This is a genomic window from Salmonella sp. SA14318 (assembly GCF_029866905.1).
Taxonomy (GTDB): domain Bacteria; phylum Pseudomonadota; class Gammaproteobacteria; order Enterobacterales; family Enterobacteriaceae; genus Salmonella; species Salmonella enterica.
Genome location: NZ_CP123282.1, coordinates 108,245 through 130,405 on the forward strand (window position 1 = coordinate 108,245; position 22,161 = coordinate 130,405).

25 protein-coding genes are annotated in these 22,161 nt (G+C 46.5%); 17 read left to right on the forward strand and 8 right to left on the reverse strand.

Annotation, left to right across the window (positions count from 1 at the left end; translation table 11 throughout):
• Nucleotides 1–142: 142 nt before the first annotated feature.
• On the reverse strand, nt 143–1,027 hold the full coding sequence (locus tag QEN32_RS00505) for an HARLDQ motif MBL-fold protein (protein WP_061383400.1): 885 nt from the start codon (nt 1,025–1,027) through the stop codon (nt 143–145).
• Nucleotides 1,028–1,100: 73 nt separating this feature from the next.
• Between QEN32_RS00505 and QEN32_RS00510 the strand changes: the two genes are divergently transcribed.
• On the forward strand, nt 1,101–2,003 hold the full coding sequence (locus tag QEN32_RS00510) for a LysR family transcriptional regulator (protein WP_079950874.1): 903 nt from the start codon (nt 1,101–1,103) through the stop codon (nt 2,001–2,003).
• A gap of 49 nt (nt 2,004–2,052) precedes the next feature.
• On the opposite strand, the gene QEN32_RS00515 is transcribed toward QEN32_RS00510, so the two are convergent.
• On the reverse strand, nt 2,053–2,916 hold the full coding sequence (locus QEN32_RS00515) for a YicC/YloC family endoribonuclease (protein ID WP_000621352.1): 864 nt from the start codon (nt 2,914–2,916) through the stop codon (nt 2,053–2,055).
• Nucleotides 2,917–3,041: 125 nt separating this feature from the next.
• On the opposite strand from QEN32_RS00515, the gene rph reads away from it, so the two are divergent.
• Complete coding sequence (gene rph / locus QEN32_RS00520) at nt 3,042–3,758, forward strand: ribonuclease PH (protein WP_001247078.1); 717 nt, start codon at nt 3,042–3,044, stop codon at nt 3,756–3,758.
• 78 nt (nt 3,759–3,836) lie between these two features.
• Nucleotides 3,837–4,478 carry an orotate phosphoribosyltransferase gene (pyrE, locus tag QEN32_RS00525; protein ID WP_000806167.1) on the forward strand — a complete coding sequence of 214 codons (642 nt, stop codon included), beginning with the start codon at nt 3,837–3,839 and terminating at the stop codon, nt 4,476–4,478.
• A gap of 77 nt (nt 4,479–4,555) precedes the next feature.
• On the opposite strand, the gene slmA is transcribed toward pyrE, so the two are convergent.
• The 3 genes from slmA to coaBC form a co-directional block, all read right to left on the reverse strand.
• Complete coding sequence (slmA, locus tag QEN32_RS00530; protein WP_000818607.1) at nt 4,556–5,152, reverse strand: nucleoid occlusion factor SlmA; 597 nt, start codon at nt 5,150–5,152, stop codon at nt 4,556–4,558.
• A 107-nt stretch (nt 5,153–5,259) separates the two neighbouring features.
• Entirely contained in the window at nt 5,260–5,718 is a 459-nt protein-coding gene (gene dut, locus QEN32_RS00535; RefSeq protein ID WP_000976078.1) for a dUTP diphosphatase, read from the reverse strand.
• Nucleotides 5,696–6,916 carry a bifunctional phosphopantothenoylcysteine decarboxylase/phosphopantothenate--cysteine ligase CoaBC gene (gene coaBC, locus QEN32_RS00540; protein ID WP_197404790.1) on the reverse strand — a complete coding sequence of 407 codons (1,221 nt, stop codon included), beginning with the start codon at nt 6,914–6,916 and terminating at the stop codon, nt 5,696–5,698. Before coaBC ends, dut begins: the two co-directional genes overlap by 23 nt.
• Nucleotides 6,917–7,091: 175 nt before the next feature.
• Between coaBC and radC the strand changes: the two genes are divergently transcribed.
• The 4 genes from radC to mutM all read left to right on the forward strand — a co-directional run bounded on the left by radC (nt 7,092) and on the right by mutM (nt 9,306).
• Nucleotides 7,092–7,757 carry a DNA repair protein RadC gene (gene radC, locus QEN32_RS00545; protein ID WP_000380129.1) on the forward strand — a complete coding sequence of 222 codons (666 nt, stop codon included), beginning with the start codon at nt 7,092–7,094 and terminating at the stop codon, nt 7,755–7,757.
• Nucleotides 7,758–7,974: 217 nt separating this feature from the next.
• Nucleotides 7,975–8,211, forward strand: a complete 237-nt coding sequence (rpmB, locus tag QEN32_RS00550; protein WP_001519051.1) for a 50S ribosomal protein L28 — start codon at nt 7,975–7,977, stop codon at nt 8,209–8,211.
• 20 nt (nt 8,212–8,231) lie between these two features.
• The gene (rpmG, locus tag QEN32_RS00555) at nt 8,232–8,399 is read left to right on the forward strand and encodes a 50S ribosomal protein L33 (protein WP_001051798.1); all 168 of its coding nucleotides are present in this window, start codon (nt 8,232–8,234) and stop codon (nt 8,397–8,399) included.
• Between the two features lie 97 nt (nt 8,400–8,496).
• Nucleotides 8,497–9,306 (forward strand): bifunctional DNA-formamidopyrimidine glycosylase/DNA-(apurinic or apyrimidinic site) lyase, encoded by an 810-nt coding sequence (gene mutM / locus QEN32_RS00560; protein WP_001114515.1) that lies wholly within the window; start codon nt 8,497–8,499, stop codon nt 9,304–9,306.
• A 27-nt stretch (nt 9,307–9,333) separates the two neighbouring features.
• Here mutM and coaD read toward each other — a convergent pair whose 3' ends face one another.
• On the reverse strand, nt 9,334–9,813 hold the full coding sequence (gene coaD / locus QEN32_RS00565; protein ID WP_001171884.1) for a pantetheine-phosphate adenylyltransferase: 480 nt from the start codon (nt 9,811–9,813) through the stop codon (nt 9,334–9,336).
• An 8-nt stretch (nt 9,814–9,821) separates the two neighbouring features.
• Nucleotides 9,822–11,099, reverse strand: a complete 1,278-nt coding sequence (waaA, locus tag QEN32_RS00570; protein WP_023243757.1) for a lipid IV(A) 3-deoxy-D-manno-octulosonic acid transferase — start codon at nt 11,097–11,099, stop codon at nt 9,822–9,824.
• A 408-nt stretch (nt 11,100–11,507) separates the two neighbouring features.
• Between waaA and rfaQ the strand changes: the two genes are divergently transcribed.
• The 10 genes from rfaQ (at nt 11,508) to QEN32_RS00620 (ending at nt 20,878) form a co-directional block, all read left to right on the forward strand.
• The gene (gene rfaQ / locus QEN32_RS00575) at nt 11,508–12,578 is read left to right on the forward strand and encodes a lipopolysaccharide core heptosyltransferase RfaQ (RefSeq protein WP_001526672.1); all 1,071 of its coding nucleotides are present in this window, start codon (nt 11,508–11,510) and stop codon (nt 12,576–12,578) included.
• The gene (locus QEN32_RS00580) at nt 12,575–13,699 is read left to right on the forward strand and encodes a glycosyltransferase family 4 protein (RefSeq protein WP_001261577.1); all 1,125 of its coding nucleotides are present in this window, start codon (nt 12,575–12,577) and stop codon (nt 13,697–13,699) included. Before rfaQ ends, QEN32_RS00580 begins: the two co-directional genes overlap by 4 nt.
• Complete coding sequence (gene rfaP, locus QEN32_RS00585) at nt 13,692–14,489, forward strand: lipopolysaccharide core heptose(I) kinase RfaP (RefSeq protein WP_000229830.1); 798 nt, start codon at nt 13,692–13,694, stop codon at nt 14,487–14,489. Before QEN32_RS00580 ends, rfaP begins: the two co-directional genes overlap by 8 nt.
• 55 nt (nt 14,490–14,544) lie before the next feature.
• Complete coding sequence (locus QEN32_RS00590; protein WP_076736033.1) at nt 14,545–14,754, forward strand: hypothetical protein; 210 nt, start codon at nt 14,545–14,547, stop codon at nt 14,752–14,754.
• Between the two features lie 69 nt (nt 14,755–14,823).
• Nucleotides 14,824–15,903: a lipopolysaccharide 1,6-galactosyltransferase gene (gene waaB / locus QEN32_RS00595; protein WP_265322188.1), complete on the forward strand. Its 1,080-nt coding sequence runs from the start codon at nt 14,824–14,826 to the stop codon at nt 15,901–15,903.
• A gap of 5 nt (nt 15,904–15,908) precedes the next feature.
• Nucleotides 15,909–16,922: a lipopolysaccharide 3-alpha-galactosyltransferase gene (waaO, locus tag QEN32_RS00600; protein WP_000088487.1), complete on the forward strand. Its 1,014-nt coding sequence runs from the start codon at nt 15,909–15,911 to the stop codon at nt 16,920–16,922.
• Nucleotides 16,923–16,939: 17 nt separating this feature from the next.
• Complete coding sequence (rfaJ, locus tag QEN32_RS00605; RefSeq protein ID WP_000376873.1) at nt 16,940–17,953, forward strand: lipopolysaccharide 1,2-glucosyltransferase RfaJ; 1,014 nt, start codon at nt 16,940–16,942, stop codon at nt 17,951–17,953.
• Nucleotides 17,954–17,975: 22 nt separating this feature from the next.
• Nucleotides 17,976–18,674 carry a lipopolysaccharide core heptose(II) kinase RfaY gene (rfaY, locus tag QEN32_RS00610; RefSeq protein WP_000582810.1) on the forward strand — a complete coding sequence of 233 codons (699 nt, stop codon included), beginning with the start codon at nt 17,976–17,978 and terminating at the stop codon, nt 18,672–18,674.
• Nucleotides 18,675–18,823: 149 nt separating this feature from the next.
• On the forward strand, nt 18,824–19,633 hold the full coding sequence (waaZ, locus tag QEN32_RS00615; RefSeq protein WP_000536017.1) for a 3-deoxy-D-manno-oct-2-ulosonate III transferase WaaZ: 810 nt from the start codon (nt 18,824–18,826) through the stop codon (nt 19,631–19,633).
• 99 nt (nt 19,634–19,732) lie between these two features.
• Nucleotides 19,733–20,878, forward strand: coding sequence for a lipopolysaccharide N-acetylglucosaminyltransferase (locus QEN32_RS00620; RefSeq protein WP_265322189.1), 1,146 nt, complete (start codon nt 19,733–19,735; stop codon nt 20,876–20,878).
• Between the two features lie 56 nt (nt 20,879–20,934).
• Here QEN32_RS00620 and rfaL read toward each other — a convergent pair whose 3' ends face one another.
• Complete coding sequence (gene rfaL, locus QEN32_RS00625; RefSeq protein WP_023242050.1) at nt 20,935–22,149, reverse strand: O-antigen ligase RfaL; 1,215 nt, start codon at nt 22,147–22,149, stop codon at nt 20,935–20,937.
• Between the last annotated feature and the right edge of the window lie 12 nt (nt 22,150–22,161).

The following is a 22,161-nucleotide window of genomic DNA, read 5'->3' on the forward strand; positions in this document are numbered from 1 at the left end:
TAAATTTATGATTAATAATTATTTATTATAAATATCAATAAATTGAAAGCAATTTTTGTGGTTTATTATATGCGAGGTTTTTCTGTTTTGACTTAGATAAATTACCTGAACGGCGCCCTGGACGCGCCGCCAGTGAGTCATTTCATTGTGGCTGCTGTGCGGTAAGTTGTGTGATGAAGCGCTGGCGCGAGCGTTCCACATACTGTTGCAAGCCATTGGAATCAAAGAATGCCTGTGTATCGCCGTTGCGAAGTTGCTGTCGTTTCTCCAGTAGCCCGAAGCGGTCACCTTTGTTGGCAATAAAGATATCAACATGCTGGGCGGCCAGTGTCTTAAAGCTACCCTGAATATCAGTAACCAGGTCAGGGTAATTTTTGTTGTTAATCAGCAGATAGTCGGGCGTGGCGAGACTATCTGCGTAAATTAGCGTCTTGCCGTTGCGAAGCGTTACGCGCCAGGAAGTTGAGCCGGGCAGATGTCCAGGCGTGAATAGTGCTGTCACGGTTATCCCTCCGAGGCTGATGCTTTCCTGGTTGTGGATAATTTTATCAGTGGTGACGGGCGGGAAGGGGAGCGCATCGCCAAGCGCAAAATCCTCTCGTCCACCCCTCGCCATCTGATCGGCGTTGGGTTGGCTGGCGACCAATTGTGCGCCGCTCCACGCTTTCAAACGTGCCATGCCCCCCGCTTGATCCAGCCGCGCATGGCTGTTCAACAGATAGCGCACGTCTGTGAGGCGGAATCCTGCCGCTTCAATATTCGCTTTAATTTGCGGTGCGCTTTCATCCAACCCCGCATCAATAAGAATATGCCCTGCCGGAGTGGTCAGCAGAATAGAAGAGAGATTTTCCGTGCCGACATACCACACGCCTTCTGTGATTTGAAACGGCTTTATAGGCTTAGCCCACGCTTTAAACAGTGATAACGGAGGCGCGGGTGATAACGGTTGTGAAGGATCTAATGCCGCCATGGCAGGAAGTGCTGATGTTGAAAATATACATACAAAGAATAATGCATAGCGATTCATAATGTTCTCCTGATTGAAGCGCCCGCAGTATACCTGGCAGTAATTTAGTCAGGTTCAATAAGAGAGACGTTTAATGAACTTGCTGCAAATGGATATGAACCTGTTAAAAGTACTGTATGTGCTGCTGGAGACGAGCTCTACGGGGAAAACGGCGCAAAAGCTGGCTTTGTCGCCTTCTGCGGTAAGTCATGCGCTAATGAGATTGCGCGATGCGCTAAACGATCCGTTGTTTCGACGGGAAGGGAACCGCCAGATTGCTACGCCTTATGCGCAGGCGCTGCGTGACAAATTGGCGCCTGTGTTTGTTTCGCTTAATGAGGAGCTGTTTGGCGATAAAGAGAACGGCTCCCGTTGTTTTCGGGTGGTACTTCCTCCCGCATTGAACGCGCTGCTTACGCCCGTTCTCGCAGAGAAAGGTCATCTTCATCAGGCGGTGATCGAGTGCCTTCCTTTTGCCCGCCGACCCTGGCGTGATGAACTGTTGGATAGCTCGGTTGATTTGGTACTGGCAATTGGCGACCATCAAAAGCAGGTCAGCGCTCTGCATTACGAGCGGGTGGGGGCTACGCGTTTGATTGCGGTTTATGGCGCGCCATTGCGTTCACGTCTGGAGAATGCCACAGCGTTGAATTTTGCTGATCTACAGCATTATCAACACATTTACTGTTTGCCGTGGACAAAAGAGAACAACGAACTGGACAGGCAGCAGGCTCGTGCCGGGTTTGAACGTCCGCTGGCGTTTGTTTGTCATGATTACAGTCAACTGGCGCCTGCTGTCCAGTCGGCGCCGCTAATGGCGATTGTACCGCGCCCCTGGTATGAAAATTTATCCGATAAGCGCGGTCTTTTTGTCCTGCCGCTTGCCGGGGAGCAGGCGGAAGGCGCTATTTTTATGCAGTATCGGGCTTCAACGGTAGAGTGGAAGCGGCGCCTTATCGACGCTATTCGCCGGAAATTAAAAACGTACTACCGATAAACGCGAGAGCCCGCATAAGGCGGGCTCTGTGACATATTGAGCGCCAGAATTATTCAATATTCTGGATCTGCTCGCGCATTTGCTCGATCAACACTTTTAATTCAATAGCGGAGTTAGTTACATCAGCGTTGATGGATTTGGAGGCCAGGGTGTTCGACTCACGGTTAAATTCTTGCATCATGAAGTCCAGACGGCGACCTACCGCCTCTTTTTTCTTCAGAATGTTGTAAGTCTCTTTGACGTGCGCTTCCAGACGATCCAGCTCTTCCGCCACATCAATGCGTTGCGCCATCATCACCAGCTCTTGCTCCAGACGGTTGTTTTCCAACTGAACCTGAGCATCTTCCAGCTTCGCGACCAGGCGTTCACGCTGCCATTGCAGGATTTCCGGCATATGCGCGCGGACTTTCGCTACTTCGGCGCTGACGCCTTCCAGACGTTGTTCAATCAGCGCTTTCAGCGCCTGGCCTTCCGTTTCGCGCGCGACGATAAAGTCATCCAGCGTACCGTCCAGTGCGGCTAAAATTTCTGCGGCAATCGCGTCCAGATCCTGCTCTTGCGCCGCCATGACACCTGGCCAGCGCAAAATATCAACCGGATTGATTTCCCCTTCGTCGCTCTGCATTTTGACCCAGTTTGCGGCGCTAACTAATTGTTTCGCGAGCTTTTCATTCAGAATAAGCTCGCCTTGCGCGCTGGCATCGGGTTCAAAACGCAGCATACATTCGACTTTGCCGCGCGTCAGGCGTGTACGAATGCGTTCGCGCACGACGGGTTCAAGACTACGGAACTGTTCCGGCAGACGAAAGTAAGTTTCCAGATAACGCTGGTTTACCGAGCGCATTTCCCAGGTCGCGCTACCCCATTCACCCTTGATTTCACGCCGGGCGTAGGCGGTCATACTGCGGATCATAGATGTTCCCGTTTTTAAAGGAGAGATGAGGGGATTATAGCTATCCAGGCCTTGTCAGGATAGGAATAACCATCGGAAGTCCGTATAATGCGCAGCCACATTCGTTTTAAGCCGGAGATCTCAATATGCGTCCAGCAGGCCGTAGCGCTAATCAGGTGCGTCCCGTAACCCTGACCCGTAACTATACAAAACACGCTGAAGGCTCGGTACTGGTCGAATTTGGAGATACCAAAGTGTTGTGCACTGCCTCCATTGAAGAGGGCGTTCCACGTTTTCTGAAAGGACAAGGCCAGGGGTGGATCACCGCAGAGTATGGCATGTTGCCTCGCGCTACCCATACCCGTAACGCGCGCGAAGCGGCAAAGGGTAAGCAGGGCGGCCGTACTATGGAAATTCAGCGTTTGATCGCGCGTGCGCTGCGTGCGGCGGTCGATCTGAAAACGCTCGGCGAATTTACCATTACGCTGGACTGCGATGTAATCCAGGCCGATGGCGGTACGCGTACAGCGTCTATTACCGGTGCCTGCGTGGCGTTGGCGGATGCGCTGAATAAATTGGTTGCCAACGGTAAGCTGAAAACCAATCCGATGAAAGGCATGGTGGCGGCGGTTTCCGTAGGCATCGTTAACGGCGAAGCGATCTGCGATCTGGAATATGTTGAAGATTCCGCCGCAGAAACCGACATGAACGTCGTGATGACTGAAGACGGCCGCATTATTGAAGTACAGGGTACCGCGGAAGGCGAGCCGTTCAGCCATGAAGAACTTCTCACTTTGTTGGCGCTGGCCCGAGGGGGAATTGAATCTATTGTGGCGACGCAGAAGGCGGCGCTAGAAAATTGATTTTAAGGCGACTGAAAAGTCGCCTTTTTTTTGTCCGTAAATTTCGTAAATGATGAAAGTAAGAAAAGGAGCGAATCCATGAAACCGTATCAGCGCCAGTTTATTGAGTTTGCGCTTAACAAGCAGGTACTAAAGTTTGGCGAGTTTACGCTGAAATCCGGCCGCAAAAGCCCCTATTTCTTCAACGCCGGGCTGTTTAATACCGGGCGCGACCTGGCGTTGTTAGGCCGTTTTTATGCCGAAGCGCTGGTGGATTCCGGTATTGAATTTGATCTGCTGTTTGGCCCCGCATACAAAGGTATTCCGATCGCGACGACGACGGCGGTTGCGCTGGCGGAACATCACGATAAAGACCTGCCGTACTGCTTTAACCGCAAAGAGGCAAAAGATCATGGTGAAGGCGGGAGTCTGGTGGGCAGCGCGCTACAGGGCCGCGTGATGCTGGTGGATGACGTGATTACCGCAGGTACGGCGATTCGCGAGTCGATGGAGATTATTCAGGCGCACGGGGCTACGCTGGCTGGCGTACTGATTTCGTTGGATCGTCAGGAACGTGGCCGCGGCGAGATTTCCGCGATTCAGGAAGTGGAGCGCGACTATGGCTGTAAGGTTATCTCCATCATTACGCTGAAAGACCTGATTGCCTATCTGGAAGAAAAACCTGATATGGCTGAGCATCTGGCGGCTGTGCGAGCATACCGGGAAGAATTTGGCGTGTAAGCGAATTGCCCGGTGGCGCTTTACCGGGCCTATGTTTCTGTCGCCTGGATAAGGCGTGAGCCACTATCCAGTCAGCGTTACTGTAGCTGAGCGGCAATGAGCGGCCAGCGGGCGTCGAAATCGTCCGTTGGGCGGTATTTAAATTCGCTACGCACGAACCGTGAAAGCATACCTTCACAGAAGGCTAACAGCTGGCTTGCCAGCAGATTTTCATCCGTCGTGTAGCCTTCGCCTTCACGCATTCTTTTTTCTCGTAGCACCTGGCGGAGCTGCGCTTCGATGCGTTCAAAAAGCTGATTAATGCGCCCCTGCAGGCGATCCTGTTCAAACATCAGCGCATGCCCGGTAAGAATGCGCGTCAGGCCAGGGTTGCGTTCGCCAAAACCCAGAATCAGCAACACAATCAGGCGCAAACGCGTGCTGGTGTTTTTTTCATCTTTTAAAATCAGATTGATACGGGTAATCAGACTATCTTCGATAAACTCAATCAGGCTATCGAACATGCGGGTCTTGCTGGGAAAATGGCGGTATAGCGCCGCTTCGGAAACGCCGACCGAGGCCGCCAGTTTTGCCGTCGTGATGCGTTGGCTTCCATCGCTGGATTCAAGCATCAGCGCCAGTGACTGAAGTATTTCTTCGCGACGATTCCTTTTCGCAGTTTGTTTTTCTGCCATGTTACAAAATACCCCTGAAAATAAGCACTTGCCAGGCGAGCACCCACGCTATAACCGCAAACTCAGCGCTTGCGGCAGTATTATGACGTTATGGGGATGCGTAAAATTTACTTACGGCCAGAATGACCGAAGCCGCCCTCGCCACGTTCGGTGGCGTCAAATGCTTCCACCAGATTAAATTCGGCCTGAACGACCGGAACAAACACCATTTGCGCGATACGTTCGCCCGGTTCAATGGTAAAACTGTCCTGACCACGGTTCCAGATCGAAACCATCAGTTGCCCCTGATAATCGGAATCAATCAGCCCGACCAGGTTGCCCAGCACGATACCATGTTTATGGCCCAGGCCAGAACGCGGCAACATGACTGCCGCCAGTGATGGATCGGCGATATGAATGGCCAGTCCGGTAGGCACCAACGTCGTTGCGCCAGGCGCCAGTTCTACGGCGTCGTCGAGACAGGCGCGCAGGTCAAGCCCGGCAGAACCAGAAGTAGCATAAGTCGGCAGCGGAAACTGCTGACCAACACGCGGGTCCAGAATCTTAACGTCGATTTTTTTCATCATAACGGGTCACGATCTCGTCGAGTAATAATTGGCCCAGGAGTTCTTTTCGCTCAAGCGGTAAGACTTTATCTCCATCCTGCCAGAAAAGGTGTAAAGCGTTTTTATCGCTATTAAATCCCTGATTTGAAAGAGAAACATCATTTGCACAAATCAGGTCAAGGTTCTTACGGATACGTTTTTGCCGGGCGTATTCTTCCACATTATTCGTTTCCGCGGCAAACCCAACAACGTAGGGTCGATTGTCACTGAGTGCGGCCACCCCGGCGACAATGTCCGGGTTTTTGACCATTTTTATTAGTAATTCATCACCTTGCGCCGCCTGTTTTTTGATTTTTTCACTGGCGATAGTCTCTGCGCGATAGTCAGCCACGGCGGCGCAGCTAATGAAAATGTGCTGCTGTTGAACGGCGGCCTGAACAGCGGCTTCCATGTCCAGCGCGGTTATGACATCAACCCGTTTTACAAAAGGCGGCGTTGGTAACGAAACGGGACCGGAGACCAGCGTGACATTTGCGCCGCGACGCGTTGCGGCCGCCGCAATAGCGAAGCCCATTTTACCTGAGCTGTGGTTGGAAATATAACGCACCGGGTCGAGCGGTTCGCGCGTCGGACCTGCCGTAATCATGATATTAAGATGTCGCAGATCGTTGACGGCAGCGAAATGCGCGGCGGCCTTATCAACGATAACTAATGGGTCCAGCATTCGGCCTGGGCCTACATCGCCGCACGCCTGACTGCCGCTATCCGGCCCCCAAATGAACAGGCCGCGAGAGGCGAGCACCTCCAGATTATGTTGCGTGGCGGCAGCGCGGTACATCTGTTGGTTCATGGCCGGAAGAACGGCCACCGGGGCTGGCGTCGCCAGGCAGATGGTGGAGACTAAATCATTAGCCATACCCGATGCTACACGGGCGATCAGATCGGCGGTCGCGGGGGCAAGAATCACCAGGTCGGCCCATTTCCCCAACTCGATATGCCCCATCGCGGCTTCGGCGGCAGGGTCAAGCAGACTGTCGGATACGGGATAGCCCGACACTGCCTGTAAGCTCAGGGGGGTAATAAAGGCTTTTGCCGCCTCGGTCATTGCCACGCGCACGTCAGCGCCGCGCTCACGTAAACGGCGCACCAGCTCCGGCGTTTTATACGCAGCGATACCGCCGCTAACGCCGAGAACAATTTTTTTACCGGCCAGGCTCATCATGTCTTTCCTGTTGGGTGACTTTGAAAGGCGGCTATTTTATCACAATCTCTACGGCGTCGTGTCTTTGCCTGCGCTCCACTTTGCGAGGCGCTACGCAAGAACAAAATCGGGGCGTCGATCTCTCCCAAAGGCTGTGCCACTATGCCGCTTCCTTAAAAAAGGAGGTACGCGTATGGATACGTTGGACGAATTATTACCGCGTGAAAAAATGCTCAGATCCGGCATTGCTTCCCTCAGCGACGTGGAACTGCTGGCGCTTTTTTTACGTACCGGCACGCCGGGAAAAGATGTTATGACGTTGGCAAAAGAGATATTGCAGCACTTTGGGTCGCTGTATGGCCTGTTGTCGGCGGACTTTGCGCAGTTTCGCGGCGTAAACGGCATCGGCCTGGCGAAATTCGCGCAGTTGAAAGGCATTGCTGAGCTGGCAAGGCGCTATTACAGCGTGCGCATGAATGAGGAAAGTGCGTTGCTGAGTCCGGAAATGACGCGGGAATTTCTGCAAAGCCAACTGACGGGCGAAGAGCGTGAGATCTTTCTGGTGATCTTCCTTGATGCCCAGCACCGGGTGCTTCAGCACAGCCGCCTGTTTTCCGGCACGCTTAACCACGTAGAGGTGCATCCGCGTGAGATTGTTCGGGAAGCGATTAAACTCAATGCTTCAGCGGTCATTCTGGCGCATAACCACCCTTCAGGCTGCGCAGAGCCAAGTAAAGCAGATAAACTTATCACTGAGCGCGTGATAAAGTGTTGCCAGTTTATGGATATCCGGGTGCTCGATCACCTGATAATTGGGCGCGGAGAGTACGTTTCTTTTGCCGAACGCGGCTGGATTTAAGATTCTTTGCGCGATCCATCGGGATCTTTGTCTGTTCGGGACTTGAGCATATCGCCGGGTCAGCGTATACTACGCCACCTTTGAGAATCTCGGGTTTGGCATTTGGGCCTGGCAATCGAGAGTTCAATAGAACTGCGCGATGACCAGGCTGTAAAGCCTGACGAGGCGCCGATACCCCATACGAAGCTCGAGCTAATTTGATTTTTGGAGAATAGACATGTCCCGAGTCTGCCAAGTTACTGGCAAGCGTCCGGTGACCGGTAACAACCGTTCCCACGCACTGAACGCGACTAAACGCCGTTTCCTGCCTAACCTGCACTCTCACCGTTTCTGGGTTGAGAGCGAGAAGCGTTTTGTCACCCTGCGTGTATCTGCTAAAGGTATGCGTATCATCGATAAAAAAGGCATCGAAACAGTTCTGTCTGAACTGCGTGCCCGTGGCGAAAAGTACTAAGTACTAAGAGGAAATAAGTCATGGCTAAAGGTATTCGTGAGAAAATCAAGCTGGTTTCTTCTGCTGGTACTGGTCACTTCTATACCACTACGAAGAACAAACGTACTAAACCGGAAAAACTGGAACTGAAAAAATTCGATCCAGTTGTCCGTCAGCACGTGATCTACAAAGAAGCGAAAATCAAATAATTCTCGCTTTGATGTAACAAAAACCTCGCTTCGGCGGGGTTTTTTGTTTTCTGGCCGTCCCCATATTAATGAGACCTGCCACACAGCCGGAGACGTTATGCCTGAATTACCCGAAGTTGAAACCAGCCGCCGGGGTATTGAACCCCATTTAGTTGGCGCTACTATCCTGCACGCCCATATCCGTAACGGCCGTCTGCGCTGGCCGGTTTCAGACGAAATTTATCGTCTGAGCGATACACCCGTCCTTAGCGTTCAGCGTCGTGCTAAATATTTACTGCTGGAGCTGCCTGACGGCTGGATAATTATTCACCTGGGGATGTCGGGAAGCTTGCGGATACTGTCGGAAGCGCTGCCGGCGGAAAAGCACGACCATGTCGATTTGGTGATGAGCAATGGCAAAATTCTACGTTATACCGATCCTCGCCGCTTTGGCGCCTGGTTATGGACCAAAGAGCTGGAAGGGCATAACGTACTGGCGCATCTGGGACCGGAGCCGCTAAGCGATGAGTTTAATGGCGAATATTTGCAGCAGAAATGCGCGAAGAAGAAGACGGCGATTAAACCCTGGCTGATGGATAACAAGCTGGTGGTCGGCGTGGGGAATATCTACGCCAGCGAGTCGCTGTTTGCCGCTGGTATTCACCCTGACCGCCTGGCGTCGTCACTCTCGACAGAGGAGTGCGATCTGCTGGCACGGGTGATTAAAGCCGTTTTGCTGCGCTCTATTGAACAAGGCGGGACAACGCTGAAGGATTTTCTGCAAAGCGATGGGAAACCGGGCTATTTTGCGCAGGAGTTGCAGGTGTACGGGCGCAAAGGCGAGCCGTGTCGGGTATGCGGTACGCCGATAGTCGCAACGAAACACGCACAGCGTGCGACGTTCTATTGCCGTCACTGTCAGAAGTAAAACGCCAGGCCCGGCAAGGAAGGAAACTTATTTCAACTTATCCATTAGCGCCTGATGCACATTGTCCGGCAGAAAGTGGGTCACATCGCCCTGATGGCGTGCCACTTCTTTGACCAGCGACGATGAAATAAACGACCACTCTTTGGACGGCATCAGGAAAACGCTTTCCAGTTGCGGCATCAGATGGCGATTCATATGCGCCAACTGCATTTCATATTCAAAATCCGCCACCGCGCGCAGACCACGAATCAGGATATTCGCCTGTCTGTCGCGGGCGAAATTGGCCATCAGGTCGCTAAAGCCCACCACCTCTACGTTACCCAGGTGTGCGGTCGCTTTTTGCGCCAGCGCCACACGTTCGTCCAGGGTGAACATGGGTTTCTTGCCGGGGCTGGCGGCGATGGCCAGAATGACATGGTCGAACATCTGCGTTGCGCGCGTCACAATATCGAGATGACCGTTAGTAATCGGATCAAACGTACCTGGATAAATCGCCCGTTTTTGCATGACAGTCCTCAATGCGTTTTCGGTGGCAGATAAGGTTCCAGCAGTTGCAGCAGACGCTGGAGCGCGCCCTGATTTTGATACAGCACTTCAACTGCGTGACGTCCGTAGAAATTACGATAATCAGCGTCGGTCAGTAAAGAGGAAACTTCTTTTGCCAGCGTAGCCGCATCGGTAATCGTGATAAGTCCGCTCGCCTGATCCAGACGGGCGCAAATATCTTTAAAGTTAAAGGTATGCGGACCCATCAGTACCGGAATCGCATGAGCGGCGGCCTCCAGCGGGTTGTGACCGCCGCGTTCAACCAGCGAACCACCAACAAAGGCGAGATCGGCAATGCCATAGAGCAACATTAATTCGCCCATGGTATCGCCTACCACGACCTGGGTGCTGGCGGACGGTACTTCGCCCGAAGAGCGAGTGATGTAGCTTAACCCTGCCTGACGCACAAGATTGATAGCATCCGGGAAACGCTCCGGATGGCGGGGCACCAGAATCAGTAATAAATTCGGGAATTGATGTAATAACGCCTGGTGAGCGGCGATAACGATACTCTCTTCGCCATCGTGGGTGCTAGTGGCAATCCAGACCGGACGGTGCGGCGCCCACTGGCGGCGTAGCGTAACGGCTTTAGCCGCCAACTGCGGCGTAACTGAAATATCAAATTTCAGACTGCCGGTGACCGTGACCTGATTGTTCTTCGCGCCCAATGTCACAAAGCGTTCGCCATCTTCTTCGTTTTGCGCGGCAATCAGGGTGATACGGCGCAAGAGCGTACGGACAAACTTGCCAAGCTTCGCATAACCCGCGGCGGAGCGGGCGGAAAGCCGCGCATTAGCGATAACCAGCGGAATATGACGTTTGTGCAACGCAGCAATCAGATTTGGCCAGAGCTCAGTCTCCATGATCAATACCAGCTTAGGATCAATCTTATTGAGGAAACGATTGAGCGCATCGGGCAAATCATAAGGCAAGTAAACGTGCTGAACATCGTTGCCAAAGGCGGACTGGACGCGCTCCGAGCCGGTCGGCGTCATGGTCGTTACGGTAATAGGCAGATCGGGATAGCGATGACGTAGAGCGCGGACCAATGGGATGGCCGCCAGAGTTTCGCCCACCGAGACGGAATGCAGCATGATTCCGCCCGGTTTCAACGGACGGCGGTAGAATCCGTAGCGTTCACCCCAGCGCTTACGATAGGCCGGCGCTTTACGTCCACGCACCCAAAGCCGTATCCAGATCAGAGGCTGAATAAGGTAGAGAAGAGCGGTGTAAAGCAATTCGAGCATAGTAAATAGCTGACTTATGGATGTGCTGGGGATTCTATGTATTTAGCCTGGGCTTTACCATTACTTTTCCCATTTTTGCGCCAAATTGGCTCAGAAGCGAGGATTCCTGGCGCTGAACCCCATTATTTTTGCATTTTTACGCAATCCATTGAAATTTGCCGCCCTTGTCGCCCCAGACAATGGGAATGACCATTCACAAGAGAGGGATAAATTAATATCTCTTTGAATTTATGATTAAAAAAATGATTGTGTATAAAAATTATTCGTATCGGATTGCTGCGAAAGAAGTGTTACACTAGCGCATCTAAAATGAGTGCGATATTAGCCATCGGGTTGCTGTGAAGCCTGGGGCGGTAGCGTGCTTTTTTCTGCTTATTTATCCGGACAATTTCAACCAAAGAGTCGCTTGTGGAAAAGCCATTTCGAAGAATTCTGATTATAAAAATGCGTTTTCATGGAGACATGTTACTTACCACTCCTGTCATCAGCACGCTGAAGCAGAATTATCCCGATGCAAAAATCGATGTGCTTCTTTACCAGAACACCATACCGATATTGTCGGAAAATCCGGAGATTAATGCACTCTACGGCATCAGTAACAAAGGCGCAGGAACAAAAGAGAAGATCAAAAACGCGCTATCGTTAATCAAAAAATTGCGTGCTAACTCGTATGATCTGGTCGTCAATCTCACCGATCAGTGGAGCGTGGCGCTTATTGTGCGTTTTTTAAACGCAAAAATAAAAATCTCGCAGGATTTCGGTAATCGTCAGTCTGCTTTATGGAAAAAAAGCTTTACGCATTTAGTACCTTATGCGGGAGAACATGCTGTTGAGCGCACATTATCCGCGCTAAAGCCGTTAGCGCTAAAACAGTATGTCACGGAAACCACCATGAGCTATCGCCCGGAACATTGGGAAAACATGCGACAACAGCTCAAACAACTTGGTGTGACCCGACAATATGTTGTTATTCAGCCTACGGCACGGCAGTTATTTAAGTGCTGGGATAATGATAAATTCTCTCAGGTTATTGATGCCGTGCAGCGCCGCGGTTATCAAGTTGTACTGACGTCAGGCCCGGCCGCAGACGAGATGGCCTGCGTGGATGCTATTGCACGCGGCTGTGAAACAAAACCGGTTACTGGTCTGGCGGGTAAAACTCGCTTTCCTGAATTGGGCGCGTTGATTGACCATGCGGATCTCTTTATCGGCGTTGATTCGGCCCCTGGTCATATTGCCGCAGCAGTCAAAACGCCGGTCATTTGCCTTTTCGGCGCGACGGATCATGTGTTCTGGCGTCCCTGGACCGACGACATCATTCAGTTTTGGGCAGGCAATTATCAGCCGATGCCTGAACGGCATGAGCTTGATCGTAATAAAAAATACCTTTCCGTGATTCCGGCTGAAGATGTTATCGCCGCGACGGAAAAAATGCTGCCGCATGAGGCACGCACCATAGATTTGGACAGCCTGCTATGAGAGTTGCCTTTTGCTTATATAAGTATTTTCCTTTTGGCGGTCTGCAGCGTGATTTTATGCGCATTGCCCAAACCGTGGCGGCGCGAGGTCATCAGGTTCGTGTTTATACTCAGTCATGGGAAGGGGAATGCCCGGATAACTTTGAATTAATCCGCGTGCCGGTTAAATCCCGGACGAACCACGGTCGTAACGCAGAATATTATGCCTGGGTGCAACACCATTTGCGTGACCATCCTGTCGATCGGGTGGTTGGATTCAATAAGATGCCGGGCCTTGATGTGTATTACGCCGCAGACGTGTGTTATGCCGAAAAAGTCGCACAGGAAAAAGGTTTTTTCTATCGCCTGACATCACGCTATCGGCATTATGCTGCTTTTGAACGCGCCACGTTTGAACACGGCAAGCCGACGCAACTATTAATGCTGACGAATAAGCAGATTGCTGACTTCCAAAAACATTATCAGACTGAAGCGGAGCGTTTCCATATTCTTCCTCCGGGGATTTACCCGGACAGAAAATATAGCCAACAGATCCCGAACAGTCGTCAAATTTATCGTCAGAAAAATGGTATCTCAGAACAGCAAAAATTACTGTTGCAAGTAGGGTCTGACTTTACCCGTAAAGGTGTGGATCGCTCTATTGAAGCGCTGGCATCGCTACCCGAATCTTTACGGCAAAATACGGTGCTCTATGTTGTCGGGCAGGATAAGCCGAAGAAGTTTGCAGCACTGGCTGAAAGAAGCGGCGTCGGCACGAATGTGCATTTTTTCTCCGGACGTAATGATATCGCGGAGTTAATGGCGGCAGCCGACCTTTTACTGCACCCAGCCTATCAGGAAGCTGCTGGTATTGTTTTGCTGGAAGCCATTACTGCTGGTTTGCCGGTGCTGACAACCGCGGTGTGCGGTTATGCACATTATATTGTGGATGCCAACTGTGGCGAAGCGATGACTGAACCATTCCGCCAGGATGCGCTAAATGAGGTTTTACTCAAAGCGCTGACACAGCCTTCCTTACGCAACGCCTGGGCTGAAAATGCGCGGTATTATGCTGATACCCAGGATTTATACAGCTTACCGGAGAAGGCCGCGGATATTATTACAGGTGATTTAGATGGTTGAGCTGAAAGCGCCGTTAACCACACTATGGCGCGGTAAAGATGCTTTTGAGGAAGTGAAAACGTTACAGGGCGAAGTGTTCAGAGAGCTGGAGACGCGTCGAACATTGCGGTTTGAGCTGGACGGTAAAAGCTACTTCCTGAAGTGGCATAAAGGCACTTCGCTGAAAGAAATTGTGAAGAACCTGATTTCGTTACGTATGCCTGTTCTGGGCGCTGACAGAGAATGGCACGCTATTCATCGTCTACATGAGCTGGGCGTTGATACGATGCACGGCGTTGGTTTTGGTGAAAAAGGCGTAAACCCGCTAACCAGAACATCATTTATTATCACCGAAGATTTAACGCCTACCATTAGCCTTGAAGACTACTGTGCTGACTGGGCTGTTAATCCACCGGACGCGCAGGTGAAGTGGATGATCATTAAGCGTGTTGCGACTATGGTACGTAAAATGCACGCCGGGGGAATTAACCATCGCGACTGTTATATTTGCCACTTTCTTCTGCATTTACCTTTCACTGGTCGCGAAGAGGATTTAAAAATCTCCGTAATCGACCTGCATCGCGCGCAGATACGCCAGCGCGTTCCCCTTCGCTGGCGTGACAAAGATTTAATTGGGCTTTATTTTTCTTCAATGAATATTGGCCTGACTCAGCGAGATATATTCCGGTTTATGCGTGAGTATTTCTCTCTCCCCCTACGAGAGATTTTGCAAAAAGAATCGGGGTTGATTCATCAGGCGGATGTTAAAGCCGCTCGAATTAAAGAAAGGACAATAAGAAAAAATCTGTAATTATAATAATTATGCACTCAGTGAGTAATTTATGAGTGAGACAAGGATAGACAGAATGTCTAACATTAAAAGTTATATTTCAAACCAAAAAAACATAATTCAACATGATGATTTTTTTGGAAGAAGACTGGACATTGCTCTTTGCTTTGATCATGGTTTTATAATGCCAGCAGGTGTGGCAATATATTCCATTATCGAAAATAATAAAGATATTGAATACGCCTTAAAGCCAAAAGAGAGATGTCAGGTAAAAATTACTCTATAGGGTTATATTACTATTTTTGCTATTTAATATCTAAAGTCTTTAGATTAAGGTTTTAACTCTGGAGTATATATGAAAATAGCTTTTATTGGCGAAGCGGTATCCGGTTTTGGAGGGATGGAAACTGTTATTAGCAACGTTATCCATACGTTTGAAAATAGCTCTCCGAAGATCAACTGTGAAATGTTTTTCTTTTGTCGTAATGACAAAATGGATAAAGCATGGCTAAAAGAGATTAAATATGCGCAATCATTCTCAAATATAAAATTAAGTTTTCTTCGTCGAGCTAAGCATGTTTATAATTTTAGTCAATGGCTGAAAGAAACGACACCAGATATTGTGATATGTATTGATGTCATCTCATGTCTTTATGCCAATAAAGCACGAAAGAAAAGTGGTAAACAGTTTACTATTTTCTCGTGGCCGCATTTTTCGCTCGACCATAAAAAACATGCAGAATGTATAACGTACGCGGATTATCATCTGGCCATCAGTAGTGGTATTAAAGAACAGATGATGGCACGGGGTATCTCAGCGCAAGATATTAGCGTCGTTTATAATCCTGTCTCTATTAAAACAATCATTGTGCCGCCGCCTGAGCGCGATAAACCCGCTGTATTTCTCTATGTAGGGCGTCTTAAATTTGAAGGGCAGAAAAGAGTTAAAGATTTATTTGATGGCTTAGCTCGTACGACAGGGGAATGGCAGTTACATATTATTGGTGATGGCTCAGATTTTGAAAAGTGCCAGTCCTATAGTCGGGAGCTTGGTATTGAGCAGCGTGTGATCTGGTATGGTTGGCAAAGCGCGCCGTGGCAAGTTGTACAGCAAAAAATAAAAAATGTCACCGCGTTACTACTTACCTCTGCATTTGAGGGATTCCCTATGACCCTGCTGGAAGCAATGTCATATGGAATTCCGTGTATTAGTTCTGATTGTATGTCTGGTCCGCGCGATATGATTAAACCCAGTTTGAATGGTGAGCTTTACACCCCGGGGACTATAGATGATTTTGTAGGACACCTTAATCGCGTTATTTCTGGTGAAGTAAAATATCAGCATGATATTATTCCCGGCACGATTGAGAGATTTTACGATGTGCTATATTTTAAAAATTTTAATAATGCGATATTCTCGAAATTACAAAAGTGATCACTATGAGCAGAAAATATTTTGAAGAAGAAGTCATTCAACAGACTTTAGATTATAACTATGCACAACATAGTGATGCTGATAAATTTAATATAGCTTATGGGATTGATAAAAACTTTCTTTTTGGCTGTGGTGTCTCTATTGCATCGGTTCTCCTCGCTAACCCAGAGAAGGCGTTAGCTTTCCATGTTTTTACCGATTTCTTTGGCTCTGAAGATCAGCAGCGATTTGAGGCATTAGCAAAACAGTACGCTACGCAGATTGTTGTTTACCTAATCGACTGTGAGCGCTTAAAATCGCTACCCAGTACCAAAAACTGGACCTATGCAACATACTTTAGATTCATTATTGCCGATTATTTTTCAGATAAAACAGATAGAGTACTTTATCTGGATGCAGATATTGCATGTAAGGGGAGTATTCAGGAACTTATTGATCTTAATTTTGCTGAAAATGAGATTGCAGCTGTCGTTGCTGAAGGCGAGTTGGAATGGTGGACTAAGCGCTCGGTTAGCCTGGCAACGCCTGGGCTGGTTTCTGGCTATTTTAATGCCGGTTTTATTTTAATTAACATACCTCTTTGGACCGCAGAAAATATCTCTAAGAAAGCGATTGAAATGCTAAAAGATCCGGAGGTAGTACAGCGCATAACGCACCTTGATCAGGATGTATTAAATATATTGTTAGTGAATAAAGCGCGTTTTGTTGATAAAAAATTTAATACACAATTTAGTCTTAACTATGAATTAAAAGATTCAGTTATTAATCCAGTCGATGCTGAGACTGTATTTGTTCATTATATCGGACCAACGAAGCCCTGGCATAGTTGGGGGGCTTACCCTGTGTCACAATATTTTTTACAGGCTAAGAGCAACTCACCGTGGTCTCATTGTGCACTTTTAAATCCAGTCACTAGCCATCAGTTACGTTATGCGGCAAAGCATATGTTTAATCAGAAGCATTATACTTCGGGTATAAATTACTATATAGCCTACTTTAAACGTAAACTTCTTGAATAAAACCCATAGGTGATGTAATGGATTCATTTCCTGAGATAGAAATAGCTGAATATAAAGTTTTTGATGAAAGTAATAATAATAATGATGATAACGTATTAAACATTTCTTATGGTGTTGATGAAAACTATCTTGATGGTGTGGGGGTATCAATCGCTTCAGTTGTATTAAACAATAATATCCCGCTCGCTTTTCACATTATTTGTGACTCATACTCTCCGTGTTTTGTAAAATATATAGAGCGTTTAGCCGTACAGCATCACATAAAAATTTCTCTTTATCTTATTAAAGTAGAAAGCCTTGAAGTATTGCCTCAAACTAAAGTATGGTCGAGAGCAATGTATTTTCGTTTATTTGCTTTCGATTATCTCAGCAAGAAGGTAAACACCTTACTTTATTTGGATGCCGATGTTGTATGCAAAGGATCTTTGCAAGATCTTCTACAACTTGATTTGACAGAGAAGATTGCTGCGGTCGTAAAAGATGTTGATTCCATCCAGAATAAGGTAAATGAGAGATTAAGAGCATTTAATTTACAAGGTGGTTATTTTAACTCCGGCGTGGTTTTTGTTAACCTGAAATTATGGAAAGAGAATGCCTTAACTGAAAAGGCATTTTTACTTCTGGCAGGTAAAGAAGCTGACTCTTTTAAATATCCCGATCAGGATGTTTTGAATATTCTCCTACAGGACAAAGTCATTTTTCTACCGCGACCATATAATACCATTTATACTATCAAAAGTGAGTTGAAAGATAAGTCACATAAAAAATATAGCGATATAATTAATGATAATACTGTTTTAATTCATTATACGGGCGCTACAAAACCATGGCATGCCTGGGCAAATTATCCTTCAGTTATCTATTATAAAAATGCACGACTGAACTCGCCCTGGAAGGATTTTCCCGCAAAAGATGCGCGTACCATAGTCGAATTTAAGAAGCGATATAAACATCTTCTCGTGCAGGGTCATTATTTTAAAGGCCTTATGGCTGGAAGCGCATATCTTTATCGTAAACTTTTCCACAAATAATTCCCCTCCCCAAATCTCCATTATGATTATTGAAAAAAAGATTAAAAACTATACCGTCTTTGTCAAAAAAGACGGTGAAAAATACATTGAGATATTCAAAGATTTTCTATCTTATAATCATCAGGTTATTAAAGTCTTTCGTAATATAGAAGATACAAAAGTTGTATTGATTAATACAGACTACGGAAAATATATTCTCAAAGTATTTAGTCCAAAAGTAAAAAATACTGAACGCTTTTTCAAATCGTTAGTAAAAGGAGATTACTACGAAAAGCTTTTTCATCAGACAGATCGTGTGCGGCGTGAAGGGTTTACGGCGCTTAATGATTTTTACCTGCTGGCGGAAATTAAAACATTACGCTATGTAAAAACATACGTGATGATAATTGAGTATATTGAAGGTATTGAACTTGTTGATATGCCAGAAATTTCTGACGAGGTGAGAGGGAAAATCAAACAGTCGATATATTCTCTGCATCAGCATGGTATGGTTTCGGGCGATCCCCATAAAGGTAACTTTATCCTGCAAGGCAATGAGATCAGAATTATCGATTTGTCCGGAAAAAGACCTTCCAGACAACGAAAAGCAAAGGATCGTATTGATTTAGAAAGACATTATGGTATCAAAAATAATGTGAGAGATATCGGATTTTACTTATTGATTTATAAGAAAAAACTTCGAAATTTCTTGCGTCGTATTAAGGGTAAGGAAAAGCGCTGATCAATGTAGCACGTTTGGTTTAATTTAAGGGGCTGACTGACTTTTATTTGCTGCAGCGTTATGACATACTTGAGAGAATTTGAGATGTAATATTAGTTATTGAATATAACATTTATTTATAGGTTGCATGATAAACATACGAGTTTTTTATGGGCAGCGTTAACTTCATAACTCACGCCGATGTTCTGCAACTTATTGCGAAAAGAACGGCTGAAGATTGTATTATTTTTCTTTCTGGTCCTACGTCCAGAAAGACGCCGCTGTCCTTGTTACGAATGAAAGATGTCATTGCAGTCAATGGTTCTGTTCAATATTTGCTAAACAATAACGTCAAGCCATTTTTGTACCTTCTGACGGATGTTCGCTTCCTCCATCGCCGGCGCGAAGATTTTTATAACTTTAGCCGTAACAGTCAGTTTACTATCGTCAATCTTGATGTGTACGAACAGGCTTCAGTGGATGATCAAAAATATATTGAAGAAAACTGTTTAATTATTCGCTCCTTTTATCGCCGAGAAAAAGGGGGCTTTTTAAAGAAAATTAAATTTAATATCCTCAAGCGGGTTCATAAAGCATTACTTATTTCAGTTCCCCTTTCGAAAAGAGGGAGACTGGCTGGATTTTGCAAGGATATCAGCATCGGGTATTGCTCTTGCCATACTATTGCTTATACCGCTATTCAGGTTGCCTATTCCCTCAAGTATGGCCGTATTATATGTTCTGGGCTTGACTTAACAGGGAGTTGCCCACGTTTCTATGACGAATCTACCAGCCCTATGCCATCTGAGCTTAGTAAAGACCTGTTTAAAATACTGCCATTTTTTACTTTTATGAGAAAAAATGTGAGTGATTTAAATATCTTTAATTTATCAGATGATACTGCAATTCATTACGATATTATTCCATATATTACAGCCTCGGAACTTGAGGATGAAATATATTACGATAAAATTGTCTAGATACTAGATAAATCATTATTTTGCGTTGCTTCGGCACGCATTTCTTTTTCTATAACATTTCTTTTTCTATAAAGTTAACTATTCTGGATTATAGCTATTATGATTAAAAAAATCATATTTACTGTTACTCCTATATTTTCAATTCCTCCACGTGGCGCGGCTGCGGTAGAAACCTGGATTTACCAGGTTGCAAAACGACTATCAATACCGAATGCTATTGCTTGTATAAAGAATGCTGGCTATCCTGAATATAATAAAATAAACGATAACTGTGATATTCATTACATTGGGTTTAGTAAAGTTTATAAGCGTCTTTTTCAGAAATGGACTCGTCTCGACCCATTACCCTATTCCCAGCGCGTCCTTAATATTAGAGATAAAGTGACTACCCAGGAAGATAGCGTCATTGTTATTCATAATAGTATGAAACTGTATCGGCAGATCAGAGAGCGCAATCCAAATGCAAAACTGGTTATGCACATGCATAACGCATTTGAACCAGAACTTCCTGATAACGATGCAAAAATTATCGTGCCCAGTCAGTTTCTTAAAGCGTTTTATGAAGAAAGATTGCCTGCCGCTGCTGTTAGTATTGTGCCTAATGGTTTTTGTGCTGAGACTTATAAAAGAAACCCACAAGATAATCTTCGTCAGCAATTAAATATTGCGGAAGATGCCACCGTTCTCTTATATGCCGGGAGAATTTCGCCTGATAAAGGCATCCTGTTGCTTTTGCAGGCGTTCAAAAAATTACGTACCTTAAGAAGTAATATTAAACTTGCCGTTGTTGGCGACCCTTATGCAAGCCGCAAGGGTGAAAAAGCAGAGTATCAAAAGAAAGTACTGGATGCCGCAAAAGAGATTGGAACGGATTGTATTATGGCTGGGGGGCAATCTCCTGACCAGATGCATAACTTCTATCATATAGCCGATCTGGTTATTGTGCCATCTCAGGTTGAAGAAGCATTTTGCATGGTGGCTGTAGAAGCGATGGCAGCAGGAAAAGCGGTTCTTGCCAGCAAAAAAGGGGGGATTAGCGAATTTGTGTTAGATGGCATAACGGGCTATCACCTCGCAGAGCCTATGTCGAGCGAAAGTATAATTAATGATATTAACCGTGCGCTTGCTGATAAGGAACGCCACCAGATTGCCGAAAAAGCAAAATCCCTGGTGTTTTCAAAATACAGTTGGGAAAATGTAGCGCAGCGTTTCGAGGAACAAATGAAAAGCTGGTTTGATAAGTGATTGAGTCCGGATGATGAAAAACGCGCTGATACCGTAATAAGTATCAGCGCGTTTTTTTATCTATTTCTTAGCGCCAGCAGAAAACCGGTAATGATACCAATTTGAGCAATATCGACCTGTTCAAAATTGCCACGAACGATATAAAAACCGACGAAAGATAAAAATAGCAAGAGATGAGCATTGTAGGGGCTTATCTCTGCTTTCCTGAAGGTAGAGCTGGCTGTTTCCCTGATGATAGCGCCATATAAATAGGCCAGACTCGCCAGACCCAATATGCCTGCACTAAACCAGATGTACAGAATGGTATTATGCGGACCGATAGATTCTTTAAAGGTCCACGTTGGATAATCGACAACGCGTTTATTATAAACACCATCATACACATCATTACCATAGCCGTAGCCCTTGATCGGGTTTTCCTGAATCAGTATCCACGCGGTGCCCTGGGTTCCGTTAGTATAACGAGATGAGCTATCTGTCTGCTGTAATTTATAAAGTAAATGTTCTGAATCTGATTGGTTATTATGTTGAGTGATAACCAAAGCGCCGATGATGGCTAATAAAATGGCACCGACTCCTATTAACTTCCATTGGCGATTCAGTATTGCCCACAGCGCACCTACTATGAGCACCGCCAACCATGCCCCTCGCGATAGGGTTCCCAGGATAAAGAAAAGATAGATAGCGCTAAGCACCAAAAAAACCAACTTAAGTGCATTTTTTCTAAACAGCCAAATATTCAATAATGCTGGAAATAAGAAAACCATGGAATCGGACATATGTCGATGCGCATAGCTCATGAATGGCATAATCCCTTTATTATAGTCCTCGATATATAGAATACTCTCTGCAAGGCAGCGAAGTCCTAAACTTGTTAAAAAGGAGAAAAGTACTATTTTCGAAACCGTTTCTTTTGTTTCATCTTTTAATAGTACGGGAATTAATAAAGTATATAATAAGAAACCCTCCAGTACCGTATTTTCAAATTCCTTGAAACTTCCTTTCATATCTGGCGATATGAGTATGGAATAAACAAGGATTAATGATAATACTGCTACGCTATAAAATACGCTATTTTTGAAAAGAGGGGGGAAACTTTTCGGTGAGCGTGAGACCTGATAAATCGCGGTGATAATCATAAGTATGATTATCAAATGTTTATAACGCGTAATACCATCCAGAAAATACGTAGCAACAAAAAGAAAAACCAGCGCTTTATTCCAGATCGGTTTCCATTTCTCTTTATTTAACGTTAATGATGTGGTTAGCATCTTTTCTCCACA